9 protein-coding genes are annotated in these 12,369 nt (G+C 30.0%); 4 read left to right on the top strand and 5 right to left on the bottom strand.

Features of this window, described 5'->3' with window-relative positions; genetic code table 11:
- Both HMPREF2937_RS11885 and HMPREF2937_RS11880 read right to left on the bottom strand, forming a co-directional pair.
- A partial coding sequence (locus HMPREF2937_RS11885; RefSeq protein WP_070864658.1) for a hypothetical protein occupies positions 1-362 on the bottom strand: 362 nt, incomplete at its 3' end.
- Positions 346-1,179, bottom strand: a complete 834-nt coding sequence (locus HMPREF2937_RS11880) for a DUF3100 domain-containing protein (protein ID WP_070864657.1) — start codon at positions 1,177-1,179, stop codon at positions 346-348. The genes HMPREF2937_RS11880 and HMPREF2937_RS11885, both read right to left, overlap by 17 nt.
- A 304-nt stretch (positions 1,180-1,483) precedes the next feature.
- On the opposite strand from HMPREF2937_RS11880, the gene HMPREF2937_RS11875 reads away from it, so the two are divergent.
- Positions 1,484-2,371, top strand: a complete 888-nt coding sequence (locus HMPREF2937_RS11875; RefSeq protein WP_070864656.1) for a hypothetical protein — start codon at positions 1,484-1,486, stop codon at positions 2,369-2,371.
- Between the two features lie 105 nt (positions 2,372-2,476).
- On the opposite strand, the gene dcm is transcribed toward HMPREF2937_RS11875, so the two are convergent.
- From dcm to HMPREF2937_RS11860, 3 genes are all read right to left on the bottom strand, one after another.
- The gene (gene dcm / locus HMPREF2937_RS11870; RefSeq protein ID WP_070864655.1) at positions 2,477-3,718 is read right to left on the bottom strand and encodes a DNA (cytosine-5-)-methyltransferase; all 1,242 of its coding nucleotides are present in this window, start codon (positions 3,716-3,718) and stop codon (positions 2,477-2,479) included.
- 91 nt (positions 3,719-3,809) lie between these two features.
- Positions 3,810-5,285 (bottom strand): Sau3AI family type II restriction endonuclease, encoded by a 1,476-nt coding sequence (locus tag HMPREF2937_RS11865; protein WP_070864654.1) that lies wholly within the window; start codon positions 5,283-5,285, stop codon positions 3,810-3,812.
- Positions 5,282-6,004 (bottom strand): hypothetical protein, encoded by a 723-nt coding sequence (locus tag HMPREF2937_RS11860; protein ID WP_070864653.1) that lies wholly within the window; start codon positions 6,002-6,004, stop codon positions 5,282-5,284. Before HMPREF2937_RS11860 ends, HMPREF2937_RS11865 begins: the two co-directional genes overlap by 4 nt.
- Positions 6,005-6,303: 299 nt before the next feature.
- Here HMPREF2937_RS11860 and HMPREF2937_RS11855 point away from each other — a divergent pair, with 299 nt between their 5' ends.
- From HMPREF2937_RS11855 to HMPREF2937_RS11845, 3 genes are read left to right on the top strand one after another with little or no spacing between them, the layout of a single operon-like run.
- On the top strand, positions 6,304-9,261 hold the full coding sequence (locus tag HMPREF2937_RS11855; RefSeq protein ID WP_070864652.1) for a DNA-directed RNA polymerase subunit alpha C-terminal domain-containing protein: 2,958 nt from the start codon (positions 6,304-6,306) through the stop codon (positions 9,259-9,261).
- Between the two features lies 1 nt (position 9,262).
- Positions 9,263-10,477 carry a ParB N-terminal domain-containing protein gene (locus HMPREF2937_RS11850; protein ID WP_070864651.1) on the top strand — a complete coding sequence of 405 codons (1,215 nt, stop codon included), beginning with the start codon at positions 9,263-9,265 and terminating at the stop codon, positions 10,475-10,477.
- Complete coding sequence (locus HMPREF2937_RS11845; protein WP_070864650.1) at positions 10,464-12,329, top strand: DEAD/DEAH box helicase; 1,866 nt, start codon at positions 10,464-10,466, stop codon at positions 12,327-12,329. Before HMPREF2937_RS11850 ends, HMPREF2937_RS11845 begins: the two co-directional genes overlap by 14 nt.
- The last annotated feature ends 40 nt before the right edge of the window (positions 12,330-12,369 follow it).

The raw sequence follows: 12,369 nt of genomic DNA, 5'->3' as shown, positions 1-12,369 counted from the left end.
CATCCTAACTTCGCAAAGTCAGTCCAAGAATTGCCGATTGAAATACCAGCATATGCAACAACTGGTGTAGCTAATGCCATTAATTCTACATTGTGTGTCCAACTAACGATATAAGGTGCCGTCGGCATACCAGGAATCGTGAGTATCAATCCAAGTACACCAATATAAGCAATACTAGGAATATTAAGAGGGATGAGCTGTTGAAGAATCATACCGATCAAAGCGATTCCCATTAACGCAAGAACACCTGGAACAGCTTTTGAAGGCATAATGTCTTGGCCAATCCAGTTACTAATTAACGCAATAAGTCCCACAACAACAAGCGTCAAAGACCAGTTGATAATATTAGACGTGAGTTTCATGTATATCCCTCTTTCCTTTTGTACTTTTTTGTAGTCTAGCTTTAAACTTCATAACACCATTGTAGTAACGAATTGTTAATGGTAATGCGATTAAGATACCCATATATAATCCAGTTACTGATGTTAATAAGTTACTGACTCCTGAAAATGCTTTAATATCACTAGCGTAGCTTGGGAACATTTCAATAATAGGACCAACTGCGGCAGCTGACATAACGCCACTACCAACACCAGTCGCCATTGCGTAAGCCAATGGATGTAAAGGTATGATGGATGCGATCAAACCTGAAAAGATACTAAAGAATATCGCACCGAAAATTGTTCCGAAGATATACATAGACATGACACCACGCCATTCTGGTGATTCAATTCCGAACTTTTCTGTAATCAACGCCATGTTTGCTTCTCTACCAATAGAGTGTGTCATACCGATAGCCTCACGACGTAGTCCAAGCATAATTGCCAACGGCAAAGAAAGAAAAATCGTACCTAGGTTACCGAGTTCTTGTAAAACTAATGCTGGGCCTGCTGCGATAATTTTAGGAAGTGCAGGTCCTGCTTCAGTACCAAATTTCGCAATTAAAATAGCAACAGAAATAAAAACCATAGGCTCTGAGTTTTTGGCTTGTTTCTTACCAACCAAAGGAGTGAAATAAGCTAATAAACCTAAGACAACTCCATAAACTACAGGTAATAATAAAATAGACGTAACCCCTAATGGAATATCGAATGGGCCAATTAATTCACAAATCACAACAATGGCTAATACTAAGACATGTAATCGCCAATCTTTCCAGTAGTGTTGTCTTCGATTCATAGTTATCTCCTCCTATAATAATTATTGTAATAATCAGAAAATTGTGTGAATGAACTCATTGTAACGTTAAACATATAGAAAGTGAAGAGGTAAATGACACTTATTTTGCTTTTTTGGTAAACAAAATGTAGAGCAAAAGCATGTATAATTTGTATGTTCGCATTTCCATGCTGATAAATGTATAGAAAAAGGAGAGTAGTTTATGAGTGATAAAAATAAATGTGAGAGGCAGGCGTTCATATTGTAGAAATTAAAGTAGGTTTTAAATCAATCGTTCTAAAAATAAAGAAAAGAAGGACAACAAATGAATACAACATCAAAAGATAGAAATAAGAATGTAATGGATCGATCTACAGAAGAGGAAATAAATGTTCAGAGTATCGAATGTATAAAAAATTGGAGAACGTGTGATGAGAAGGAAAAAGAGTATTGGGCAAACAAGTTCATTATGCTGAATCACCATACTGTTGATAAAGTGGTTGAACAAAATATATTACAGATACAAGAAACGATTTTAGAAAAGCAAGATTTAGTATCGTATGGATATGAAGGATTGCTCAATATAATGGAAAAGTTTAATTTAGATAATGAAAGCTCTTTTCAATATGATAAGTATTTCAGAGTTCAGTATTATGTCAGAAAGAATATAGATGATCACAAATCTTCATATAAAATTCCCACGTTTGAAAAAGAACAGATAAATTATATGAATCGTTTAATGTCGCAAAATCACTTTCTGGATGAAGATAAGTTAGATGCATTGTTGAGGGAGAAGATTGGGGTTTCTGAAAAGCAATTATTCAACTTAAAAAAGTTCATGGGAATGTGTGTTTATAACCAAATATCATTAGATGAAGAAATGGATAATCTTAAAGAAGATGAATTCATAGATAATAAACTGAGATTTATTGAAAGAGAAACGGAAAATAGCGTAGAGGAAACAGTTATAATTAATCAATTTATTGAATACATGGTAAATCAAGCTAAAGAAGTTTTGCCTACGGATAGATATTTTATAGTATTCACTAGATATTTAGGGATAGATGGAAAAGAATCAGAAGAATTAAAAAACATAGCTAAACTAGTAGAAACAAGCTATAGATATACTGTAGTTATAAAGAACAGTTCAATTTCAAAGATGAAGTTTGCTGCGAGAAGAGGAGAAATTTCTAATTGGTTTAAAGAAGAATAGTGGAATATTGTTTTATGAATGAGTAGGTAGATTTTTAAGTATTAAATAAGCCCTGAACTTCTATACGAGTTATAGAGATTCAAGGCTTATTTTTATTGGGATTTTTTAAAATAATTTCAATTGTGAAAAAGTATCTTCATCTTTATGTTCGTCTTCTATTTTTTCAATTTGATTACCGATACGTGTGATTAATGGAACAACTAATGCATTGCCCATGCAAAAGAAACGCATTCTATCCGGCATTGTAGCAGTCCAATTATCAGGGAAGCCATTTAATCTTTCGGCTTCAATAGGTGTTAGTGTGCGATACTGATCATTAATTTTTAAAAAATGAGTGCTTCGGTTAACTGAACCTTCGCTGGTAAGCATAGTTCGAGCTGGTAGGTCTAAAGAATCTGTTTCTGACATGCCACCTTCACTAAAATAATATTCATGTCCAGTTTTTGAAGTTCTTAGTATTTTTTTAGGGCCACGAAGATATTGAAACTTTTCTATTTTTTCATCAGTAATACCATAATCTTTGACATCTTCTTCTAATATCTCTCCTAATGTAACTGATTTTTCATATATAGGGATTGTATCAATTGTTAATACTTTTCCATTTTGCATAACTCCTGAATTATGGAATTGGAAAGTGAATTGGTCAGAAATATCAACGATATCTTTAGAAACATTTGTTTCATTAACTCGTTTTTTATTTGGGTAATCCTCAATTGGAAATGCTTTAGCGAACAACCCTTCATTATAAATAATGTTTTCTAAGGAATGTTTAGCTAAACTTTGTGCATATGATAAATCTCTTTTATAACCAAAAATAAATACTCTGCGACGTCTTTGAGCATTGCCATAATCAGCAGCATTGATAACACGCCATTCAATGTTGTAACCTAGTTCGTTTAAAGTGGATAGCATAACACCAAAATCTCTACCACGCTGTTTAGAAGGTGATTTAAGTAGTCTATCAACATTTTCTAGTAATAGATACTTGGGCATAGTATTTTGTATAAAACGGACAATCTGCCAGAATAAAACACCTTTTTTACCCTGTATTCCAAGTTCACCATTTAAACTACGTGCTACTGAGTAATCTTGGCAAGGGAAGCCTCCTACAATCATATCGACTTGGGTATCTTCCATTTCTTTATCTGTGACTTCTGCAATATCCTCATTACTGTGGACGCCTTTATCGAAATGACTTACGTAACAATCAAATGCATGCTGCACTTTTTTTGAGGGTTCCCATTGGTTAGCCCAAATAATATCAAATTGCTTTTCTTTTGTGTTTTCTAATCCAATGCGAAAGCCGCCGACGCCAGCAAATAATTCAGCAACTTTGATTTGTGTCATTTTAAAGCGCTCCTTCATAAACATATAATGAAATTATTATAACATAATAGCGAACGATCGTTCTATAACCCTTATTACACCATACATAACTTTATACAATATCTTGCAATTGCTCAGCAATATAGTCGTTGTTAAGCCAAAAACATTGCTTTGTCATCCAATCCCTGGAATATGCAGTATGATTATCAGGTCTATTTGTCCATTTAGCAGGTACAGGCAATTGATCGGCATAAGGTCCATGAGCAGAATAATCGCGTCTTGTTGTATGGGGTCTGACATGACATATAAGTTTGTCCTTTAATGTTATAAAGTTATTGGTGATTTTATAGCCATCCTTTGTTGATTTACTTTCAACAGCAGTTAATTCTACACCATTATTCAATTTATCGACAGTATCTTGCCATACATGACGAACAGGTCCGTCAATATCTTCCTCAGGCATACTAAAGAACTTTATCCCTTTGAATACAGTTTGATTTCCATCATCTTTAAATACAATAAATAAGAAACGAGCTTGGCGTAGAAAGTTATTCCAAGAAGCGGTTGGCGTGCCTGCTTCATCTTCCCACTGTTCTTTAGCAAGTTCTTTAAAATTAAAAGCAGGGAATGACATGCTTTCTTTATTTTTATTGTTCTTATCAAACTGAATAGTTTTAACTATAATCATTGCTTTTTCGAACTCTTCAACATTTTTAAATACTTCACTACTTTTAGCATTTCCATTGAGATTTAGAATACGTGCAGCAATTTGATAATTAGCACTTTTAGCGTTAGTTTCAATGTTGAAGATTTCTTTTAGCTCTTCTTTTGTTTTGCCTATATAAGGTTCAAAACGTTCCTTCACAATAGTTTCAATAGATTTTTCTTGTACTATATCGAAATCGGTAATGATAGATTCTGATTTTTCATCGCCAAAAATATATTTTCTAAGCAGTGATGTAATGTAACCAGTTTTGAAGGAGAAAGCTCTTTGTTTTGCCATCATTTCTGAATTCGGTTGTGTTCTTAAAGAATTTTTATTTTCTCCTTTAGTACATGGTGATAGATATTGGAAATAACGTTCACTTAATTCATGTGCACGTCCTTCTGAAATAAATTTATGTACGAGCTCCCAGTCTTGTTTTATAATCTCTAAATCTTTCTTGTTATTGGCAAGTTCAAATAAAGCAGTTTCTTTAAATTTCCAATCTGCTTTAGGTTTATCGGCTTCTTTCTCATAGAAACCTAATTGAATGCTCTTATTTTTAGCCATAAATTTACTGCTTTCAAATTCTTCATTCAACAAGTCATCGTAGTTAATGATATTTAATACTAGTCGTTCAGCGGCACTGTATTGTCCGCTTTTCAGCTTTTTAAAAGGAGTAGCTTTTAATTCTACTCCTGCTTCTGCCATATCCGGTAGACTTAAATTATCTTTTTCTTTGCCGAACCAATTCTCAAATGCATCTCCAAAGCTGCTTTTTGTACTAGTAACTATACCATCTCTACTTAGTTCTTTTAGCGTCTTGCCAACTATTTCATTAGCTCTTTTTTGAACCTTTTCTTTTGTATCATATCTTTCACTCACTTACACTCAACCCATTCTTTATTCTCATTTTCAGTTAATATTTTCAAGCTATTTTTCTCAATATAAAACTTATATTCAGTCACTTTTTGCAGTATTTCCTTTGGACATACCAAGTTTAAAGGCTTCTCACTTAGATGGTGTGAGAGGACCCAATAAGGGCTATCTTCACCGCCAATACATAACTTGGCTCTGGATTTTTTATGATGTAAAGCTTGTTTTGCTTCTTTAGCTTTTTCTGAAAAATTATCAACATTAATACCATAAAGTGTATCTAATAATGCACGTAATTTCTCCTTTTTTATTGAATAAGCTTCAATTTTTTTAATGTTTTCAAATGTAATGCCTTCTTTTGGGTCATGCGTTTCACCCCAACACAACAAATAGCAATCTGTTTTACTATATTGTTGGCCATAGAGCCATCCATCTTTAGATACATTGTTGCCATTAAAAAAAGAAATTTCTAAAGCAAAAGTAGAGAGTTTTTTATTGAAATAATTATTTGCAGCTTTTTCATCAATATTGATACGGGTATTGTTTTTATATGTAATTGTTAAGTCTACCCCTTTATATTGATCATCTTTATTCTCAGAGAAATGATTTCTAAAAATATCTTGAATAGCGTTAAAACGATTTGGAAGTTCACTATAAAAGTAACTGTCTAAAAACTTAGCAATTTCTTGTTCATCAACTAAATCTTGATCAATTCGACTTTCTACCATATTTTTCCCCTCCGTTACAATTTACCCTTCATGTTTAGTATCGCTAAAGACTGGAGATAATTCAAATAAATTTATTTCTGCTTTTCTTATTTCTAGTCAACAGATTTAAAAAAGATAAAATTGTTTATTATCCTATAGAAAGGAAAAATAAATAGTGAAAACCGATTTTGTTCATAATAATGAAGGGGATATTGAAGACTTATTTATTAAAATAAAGTAAAATATACTTATAACTATTCACAAACTATATTGAGTGAAATAAATAGTCGAAGTTCATAAAGTGGGTGGGAAAATTGGAAATGACGACGAAAATAGAAAATACAAAGTTGTCTAATCGATCTAAAAATCAGTTGATTAAAAATAAAATAGTTAATACAGATCAACTCAGAAAGATAGATAACAAAGAATTATATAAAATACGAGGCTTGGGTCAAAAATCCCTTGAAGAGATAATAGATTTAAAAAATCAATTAGAATATAAATGTGAAAACACTGATTGGTTAAATATTCAAAGCGGAAATTACATAGAAGAGGTATTGAATAAGAAAATAGAAAATATAATTACTGATAAAAATTTGTTGAATAAACTGAAACTGAATAATATTCAATTGTTTAATTCTTTTATCGACCTTACTCCAGAAGATATCAAGAAGTTGAGAGGCTTTGATAAAAAACAACAAAAACAGTTGTGGAAATGTATTATGGATGCTAAAGAGAAAATAGGGTTAAAAAACATTAGTATTTTCGAAGAGGCAATGCAAAATCCTGATTTATGTTTTAAGGAAATTATTACCGGTAAATTGCCTAAAACAAAAGAGAAAGTTAAGACGAGATTTTATTTCGATGATGAGTATAGTGAATACTTGAATCATAAGATTTTCAACAATGCTTTTACAAGGAAAGAAATGAATTTCATTGAAAAAACAGGTATAAATAGTATCGTGAATCTTCTTGATAAAAGTATGGAAAATCTCTATAAAGTAAGGGGTATTTCAAACAAATCGATTTCTAAAATTATAGAAAAATTATGCTTATATATCATTACTTATTCAAATAAAAAAATCTATTTTGGAAATGTGACAACTATATTTTTGACTGATCAAAACCTAGGATTTCTTTTGGATAATGATGAAGAATTGACGCACTCATTCATTACTAAATTGTCCGAGAAGATATCAGATGTTATAAATGTTAATGACTATTCATTAGAGTATACTATTGATTTTTTAAAAGATAATGAAAGTTTAAGTGGTTTATGGATAGAAGAAGATATGCAAAAGATACTAGTTTATGCTTTAGTCCAAAATCAAAATGGTAAGTTAACTCAAGATGAGGCTATAGAATACTTCGGTTTTTTTGAAAATATTAATGTGATTAAAAGTCTTTCAGCTTTAAAGAAAAGTGGATATATAGAAAAGATAAACGGGGTTTTATTGTGTAAAAAGCCTTCAGTATTAAGCGATGTGAAGAAAAATTATAGTGAGAATATATATTTAGCATTTGCTATGAGAGTAGAAGGTTTGACATTAGAAGCTATTGGTCAAAAATTAGGGGTAACTCGTGAAAGAATACGTCAAATTAATGCGCGGGTATTAAATAATTTATCAGAAGAATATAGAGAAGATAAATATGCGTATTGGTATAATAATTATAACCTTAAGAAAGAAGCCTATGAAAAAATATTCGACGATAATAACTATGATTATTTAACTTTGAGATATAAGCAAGGTAATAAGGATATATCTGAAATTATTGAAGATGATTATGCTTCTATAGATTTAAAAACTTCGGTAAGACAATATATTAATAGAGACAATTTAGTTTTAAGTAATAAAATTATTCAAAAAAATAGGAATAGTATACTTGAATTTCTGATGGAAGAATATGTTGATAAAATTGCACATATAGACGATATTCTAGAAATATACAATATATTTATTGAAGAACAGAAATTGGATGTTGAGAGATTTATTATAGACATAAGAACGTTAGAAAATGTTATAGGCAATTCAGATTTCGCTGTCACAAGAGGTAAAAAACAGTATCGTTATTATAATTTTAATTTTTATGATTGGAATGAGTTTTATAATCGTTTAAATATATATGAGTGGGATGGAAAAGAAATAACAACACGTATACTTTTCAACTCACATAATGCATTAATGAAAGAGTACAATATTCATCATGAAAATGAACTACACAATGTTATTAAAAAAACTCACAATAAACACTTAAGAACTAGAATTAAAGTTACAAGAATGCCAGGTATCAGTGTTGGTAGTACCGATAGAAAAGAACAAGTTATATCTTTTATGATAGATAATGCACCAATAAATGTAGAAGATTTTGTAGAGAAGTATAGTGAAACTTTCGGAACCAAAAAAAGTACTATTAAAGCTAATTATTTACCTCTTATCAAAGAGTACATTTACAAAGATGTTATTGATTTAGAATCAAATAATGTGAGCAATAATGAACTTGAAATTGTAAAGAAAGTTATAGGTAATAGAAAATTCCTCTTTTATGATGATTTAAAAAAGGAACTTCATGGACACATTTCTAATGAAAAATTAGGACTCGCTTTAAATAAATTAAAATTCAAAAGATATATTACGTATCTATTAAGTTCTGACTATCAATCTACTAGAGGATACTTTGATGAAATATATATCGATAATCAAGAGATTATAGATTTCACTAACATAGACAAAAGAATATGGAATTTAAGTTCCTTTAATTCGTGGCTCTATGATAAGGTTTTAAAGTTAGAATTAGTAGAATTCCAATATAAAAAGTTTATTACTATACAACATTTGCGCAATATAGGTATCACAAAGCAAGAGTTATTAGAATATCGAAAAAAAGCATTGGAAAAGTTACAAGATGGCCATATATGGACAGTTTCAACCCTTATTGATGTATTGGGAGCAAACCATCTTGATGACTTTGGGTTTGACCTTATCTTTTATCGATCGATTATTAGAGGAGCAGATAAAGTATATAGTACTAAAGTGACAAACAACTATTTGTTAAAACTTGAATCAGTTCCAACCGTGTTGGGAATAATAGAAGATGAGATATCAAGGTGTAAATCGTTAGATGTATTTGAATTAACACAAAAGGTTAATGAAATATATGAATTGGATATTACTAAAACTTTTGTTGTGACAATTGTTAATGAGTCTTCTATGTATTATGACCCTATTATGGAGAAGGTTTATTTAGATTTGAATTATTATTATGAGGAGTTGGAGTAACATGAAAAAATTAAATAAAGATAATTTAATAAAAACAGAGATTACTAAAAAGTTGACTATTGATGGGATAACATCAGTTTATCCGGTTTATAAAATTAAGCTGAACGAACTGTATTTTAATGATCAAAACGATCGAATTGCTACTTGGATAAGTAAATATAAGACTGATAAAGATGTAAAAGAATTCAACTTAGATAATTTGGAAAAATATAACGAAATAATAAGCGACTTTATAAAAAAGAGCGACGAGCGAGCATTTGTAAAAACTAAAAATAATATTAAAGCGATTGGACAGCAAGAAGCAGCAGTTGTATTAAATGATGGAAGAATAATCGATGGTAATAGAAGGTTTACATGCTTACGTGATTTGAGTACTGAAAATCCAAAATTTAATTATATTGAGGCTATTGTATTAGATAAAGACATAAATGATAGTAAAAAAGAAATAAAATTGCTTGAGTTATATTTACAGCATGGTAGACAAGAAAGAGTGGGTTATAATCCAATCGATAGACTAGTGGGAATATACAATGATATAGAGAAAAATAAATTAATAACCATTGAAGAATATGCCAGAAACACTGAAATGAAAACTAATGATGTAAAAAAATTAGTAGAAAGAGCAAATTTAATGGTCGAATTTCTTGAGTATATAGATATGGATGGTCACTACTATTTGGCTCGTGAATGGGAGTTAGATGGGCCATTAGCTGAAATACCTTCAGTTTTAAATAAAGTAAAGAATGAAGAAGAAAAAGAAGAATTAAAATCTATTATTTTCACAAACCTTGCTATGAAGCCAGAGGGAGATATGACTAGATTTGTTCGTAACTTTAAAAATTTAGTCGACACGCCTCAATTTCAGCCTTTTATTGATAAAGGGATGGAGATTAGTGAAGAATTCTTAGAGAAGTTTGATGAACAAGATGAAATAACTCTCGATTTTATTAAGGAAGAAGTTAGAAGCGATGAAAAATTAAAAGAAGAAATGAGAGAACTTTATGAAATAAATCAAGAGAAAGTGAAAAAAAGAAATACTTTAAATGCTCCAAAAAAGCAAATTGAAAAAGCAATAGAAGCTTTAAGAAGTGTTGATTCAAATATAGTGATTAACCTAAAGGATGACGATTATGAAAAGTTTAAGATAGCATTAGAAGAATTAGAAGAAGAAGTTAAGATTTTCAAAAAAGAGGTATATGGAAATGCTGATTCTTGATTTAAATGGTAATAGTCAGTTGTATTTGAAGGGGAATACTGAAGAAATAGAGAGAATATCAAAACATAGATTTTTTAAATTACACGTAAAAGGACATGTTTTAGAAGTTAGTAATGAAAGTGTTCTATTCAAACCTAATGTGTATTATAAAAGAGTTTACCTGATTATTGAAAAATTAAAGAAAGCCACAGATAAGTTAGGGTTTGATTTAATAGTTAAAGAAAAAGTATATGATTATATAAATAGAGTTGATTCTTATATTAACGAAAAATACACTATTGGTAATGACATTAAAAATGAAGATCCTCGTCTGAAAGAACAGTATGAACGGTTTGTAAGTATTGTAAATGATAATATGGAAAGAAGACTACGTGAGAAGCAAATGAAAGATGCATTTTATTTATCTGTAATACAAAAATCAGGAAATTTTTCAGTTCCGGGTTCTGGTAAAACATCTACAGTATATGGTGCTTTTGCATACTTAAACCAAGAAAAAAATGTAGATAAAATCATTATGATAGGACCGCTTAATTCTTTTAATTCATGGATTGATGAATTTCAAGCATGCTTTGGAGATAAGAAGAAATTAAAAGTTTTGAATATAAAGGATTATAGTTTTTCTAATGAGAAAAGAATGATGTTAAATTATGAAAATAAAAATAAAAATTTAATATTATTAAATTATGAAACTTTAGATTCATTAGAAGAAGCTATAAAACCTTTGATAAATGAAAATGTTTTAGTAGTTTTTGATGAAGTGCATAGAATTAAGAGTACTTCAGGAAAAAGGGCAAATGCAGCTTTGAGAATTACAGAGGAAGCAAAGTATTTAGTGGCTTTAACAGGAACACCGATTCCTAATGGTTATATTGATATTTATAACTTGTTAAATATTCTTTATCCATATGATTATGATCACTTTTTCAATTTTACTGAAGGTCTATTAAAAAACCCTAATCAATCAGAAGTGAAAAGAATTAATGATAAAATTTACCCTTTTTTCACTAGAACAACAAAAGAAGAACTGGGTGTGCCACTACAAAACAAAGACAAAATTATTGAGGTCAATGCTGATAGAAATGAAGAAGATTTACTAAAGATATTACTATCAAAATATAAAAGTAATATGTTAGCTTTATTTGCTAAAATATCTCAAATGGAAAGTGTACCTTCGATGCTTCTTGAAAACTTAGATTTAAAAGATTTCAGTAGAGTACTTGATGTTTCGGTATCTGAAGAGGAGTTAATAGAATATCAGGATTTTTCAGAGGAGATTGAAGATTTAGTCTCTAAAATACGAATCACGTCAAAAATGAAAGCATTAATACAGCTTGTTACACAAATCACTAGTCAATCTAAAACAGTGATTATATGGTGTATATTTGTCAAATCAATGAATAGAATCAAACATTTATTAAATGATTTAGATATAAGTGCAGAAATTATTTCAGGCTCAGTAGAAACTGAAGAAAGAAATAAAATAATACAAAAATTTAAGAATAAAGAAATAGATGTTTTAATTACTAATCCTCATACTTTAGCAGAATCAGTTTCTTTACATCATACATGTCACGATGCAATATACTTTGAATATAGTTATAATTTAGTACATTTATTGCAATCAAAAGATAGAATTCATAGGTTAGGGCTAGAGGAAAATCAATATACGCAGTATTATTATTTGCAACAATTTTACCAAATGAAAAACGGTTCATATTCACTTGATGAAAGAGTATACAACAGATTAAATGAAAAAGAGAGGTTAATGTTAGAGGCGATTGACAATCACGAATTAGAAATATTACCAACTGAAGATGAAGATTTGCAGTTTTTCTTTAATAATGTATTCTAGTAAAAGAAGGGGCTGGGACATAAATACAGTCCAAAATAAA

Origin of the sequence: Staphylococcus sp. HMSC061G12, assembly GCF_001838465.1 — a bacterium.
In the GTDB taxonomy this organism is placed as follows: Bacteria; Bacillota; Bacilli; order Staphylococcales; family Staphylococcaceae; genus Staphylococcus; species Staphylococcus simulans.
The sequence above is the reverse complement of the archived record's forward strand: the minus strand, read 5'-3'. Positions and strand labels throughout refer to the sequence as shown.